4 protein-coding genes are annotated in these 2346 nt (G+C 69.8%); 1 reads left to right on the forward strand and 3 read right to left on the reverse strand.

Features of this window, described 5'->3' with window-relative positions; genetic code table 11:
- Positions 1-545: carboxymuconolactone decarboxylase family protein (locus ON39_RS34185; protein WP_040740428.1), on the forward strand; the 545-nt coding region annotated here is incomplete at its 5' end.
- A 71-nt stretch (positions 546-616) separates the two neighbouring features.
- Here the strand turns inward: ON39_RS34185 and ON39_RS34190 are convergent.
- The 3 genes from ON39_RS34190 to ON39_RS34200 form a co-directional block, all read right to left on the reverse strand.
- A complete protein-coding gene (locus ON39_RS34190; protein ID WP_040740430.1) occupies positions 617-1048 on the reverse strand; it encodes an ATP-binding protein in 432 nt (143 codons plus the stop codon).
- 134 nt (positions 1049-1182) lie between these two features.
- The gene (locus ON39_RS34195; RefSeq protein WP_040740432.1) at positions 1183-1545 is read right to left on the reverse strand and encodes an STAS domain-containing protein; all 363 of its coding nucleotides are present in this window, start codon (positions 1543-1545) and stop codon (positions 1183-1185) included.
- A gap of 278 nt (positions 1546-1823) precedes the next feature.
- Positions 1824-2258 (reverse strand): Hsp20/alpha crystallin family protein, encoded by a 435-nt coding sequence (locus tag ON39_RS34200; RefSeq protein ID WP_083894860.1) that lies wholly within the window; start codon positions 2256-2258, stop codon positions 1824-1826.
- Between the last annotated feature and the right edge of the window lie 88 nt (positions 2259-2346).

Genomic DNA, 2346 nt, shown 5'->3' on the forward strand with positions numbered 1-2346 from the left:
TGGTGGCCAGCGAGAACGGTTGCGACTACTGCGTGGCCGCGCACACCATGCGGGCCGGCCGGATGGGGTTCACCGACGCGGCCATCGCCGCGACGCGCGACGCGCGAGCCGATGACCCGCACGCCGAGGCCGTGCTGCGGTTCGCGAGCACGGTCATGCGCACCCGCGGCCGCGTCGACGACGCCGCCATCGCCGCCGCCCGCGCGCACGGCGTCGGCGACGCCGAGCTGAGCGAGATCGTCGGCCACATCGCGCTCAACACGCTGTCCAACTACTTCAACCACGTCGCCGAGCCCGAACTCGACTTCCCACCCGCCGCCCCCGCGAAAGGCCCTGCCATGACCCCGAATTGGCGCCCAGCGCGCAACGTCACCCTCGTCGAGGGCTACACCCTCCTCGACGGCGACGGCCGCCCCGTCCGCACCATCGACGACGTCGAGGTCCGCATCGAAGGCGGCTTCCTCCACATCCGCATCCCGAACACCCCCACCGTCCAAACCGTCTCCGCCCCCGCCGTCTCCCTCATCACCTTCGCCGAATCCTGAACCACCCCAACCGAAGCCGAACCACCCGGGTCCGGCGGCTCCCGCCGGGCTCGGTTCGGCCGATGACCCGCTCAGAGGCGAAGGGCGGTGCCGAGTTCGACGATCGTGCCGGACTCGTCGGGGGTCACCGCGATCGAGTCCATGAGGGCTCGCATGAGGGGGATGCCACGGCCGCGCAGCGGGTTCGGCGGGCTGTCGTCGGGTTTCCAGCGGCCGGAGTCGTGCACGGTGACCCGGAGGTAGTCGTCTGTCAGCCAGGCGCGTAGGCGGATGGTGCCCGCGCGGAAGCGATGGCCGTGTTCGATGGCGTTGGCGCAGGCCTCCCCCACCGCGAGCAGGACGTCGGCGGATTGGTCGGCGGCGAACCGGGTGCGACCGAGCCACTCCCGCAGGGCGAGCCGGACGGGGGCGAGCTGGGTGGCGTCGGCGTCGAAGGTCAACTCCAGCGGATTCGGCGGTGGCGAAATCGGCGGAGGTGGCGACGGCGACGGGCTGGCGTTCATCGATTCCCTTCACGCGCGGCAAGCCGAATCCGTGGCGACGCCTGCGGACACGCGGGGAATCACGTCTACGCCGACGCCATACTGTCGCTAGAGAATACGGGGCGAGATCCGCGTGGTCACCACCGAGGCGCGCGTCAGGCGATGCTCGGGGTCTCCCCGGGCGTCAGCGCCTCGTCCACGGTGGCGAACACCTCGAGCAGCCCGTCGAGCCCAGTCACCTCGATCGGCCGCCGCACCTGCGGCGAGGCCACCACGCGCAGTGCGTCTTTCGCGAGTTTCTCGGCCGCGAACAGCAGCACGCTGAGCCCGGCGGAGCCGAAGAACCGCACCGCCGAGAGGTCGACCACGAGCACCGTGGGCTCCTGATCGAGCGCGGTCGTCAAGGCCGCTTGCAGTTGGGGCGCCGACGCCGCGTCGACCTCGCCGCCGACGGTCAGCACCGCCGCGGAGCCGGTCCAGTCCTGCCGGATCGCCAACGCGCGAGCCTCGCCGCTCATCGCGTCACCGCCGTCGCGGTGTTCCGGTGCGCCGCACGCGCCGTGATCGTGTAGTCGCAAACCATGCCGCAGTCCGCCCTCAGTTCCCGGGAGCCAGCTCGGCCTGTCCCCTGCGGTGTTAGAGGCGACCGTCGCGTCGCCCTACCGTATTCGACGCGAGCGCCATCCGGCCAGACGACGGGGACGATGGGCATGGCGTGCTCCTCTCACAGATGTTCACATGGTCGTGCGGGCGGGCCCCGACCTCGGGCCCGCCCGCGAGTGCGCAGGGCGCCCGGTCAGGCGTCGATCGCCTGACGTCGCTCCTGGTGTTCGATCTCGATCTTGCGCGGCTTGGCCTTCTCCGCGACCGGAATCACAAGGCGCAGAACGCCATCGGTGTAGTCGGCGCGGATGTGGTCGGTATCGAGGCCGTCGCCGAGGAACAGCTGACGGCTGAACACCCCGCGGGAGCGCTCCGCGGCGATCATCGACCGCCCGGAGTCCAGCTCGGGGCGGCTCGCCTTGACCGTCACCACATTGCGTTCGATGTCCAGGTCCAGCGACTTCGGGTCGATTCCGGGCAGGTCCAACTCCACCAGGAACTCGTCGCCCTCGCGCCAGGCGTCCATCGGCATCACCGCGGGCCGGGCCGCTGTGCCGAACACCTGCTGCGTGAGTCGGTCCAGATCGCGGAACGGATCGGTACGCATCAGCATGGTCGCCACCTCCAACACACTCCATTCATCTCTGTCGGATCATCTCCGCTGATTCAGATAACCTATGCCAACCGGCACAGATTTTTTTTAGCACTCCACACAC

It is taken from the genome of Nocardia tenerifensis NBRC 101015 (genome assembly GCF_000308715.1).
In the GTDB taxonomy this organism is placed as follows: domain Bacteria; phylum Actinomycetota; class Actinomycetes; order Mycobacteriales; family Mycobacteriaceae; genus Nocardia; species Nocardia tenerifensis.

Coding starts and splice junctions, on each gene's coding strand:
- ON39_RS34195 (WP_040740432.1), bottom strand. CDS start 1,545: ATGAGCGGCGAGGCTCGCGCGTTGGCGATCCGGCAGGACTGGACCGGC.
- ON39_RS34190 (WP_040740430.1), bottom strand. CDS start 1,048: ATGAACGCCAGCCCGTCGCCGTCGCCACCTCCGCCGATTTCGCCACCG.